1 protein-coding gene is annotated in these 209 nt (G+C 67.0%); it reads left to right on the top strand.

The annotated features are described in order from the left end of the window. Window positions 1-209: condensation domain-containing protein (locus ACZY1G_RS27845; protein WP_463818378.1), on the top strand; the 209-nt coding region annotated here is incomplete at both ends.

The raw sequence follows: 209 nt of genomic DNA, 5'->3' as shown, positions 1-209 counted from the left end.
GAACTGGTCGCCCAGGACCGTCCGGCGCTCGTGCCGGTCTCGGCGGCCCAGGAACGCATGCTGATCGTCGACCGGCTTCCCGAAACCGGTGTCGCATACAACTATCCGTTGGCGTTCACCGTCGACACGGAGTTCGATGTCGAGGCGTTCGTCGCCGCGGTGGGCGATGTGGTCGCCCGGCACGAGAGCCTGCGCACGGTGTTCACCGA

The organism is Mycobacterium sp. IDUB_5 (assembly GCF_055419565.1).
Note: the sequence above shows the minus strand (reverse complement) of the source record. Positions and strands in the feature narration are given on the sequence as shown.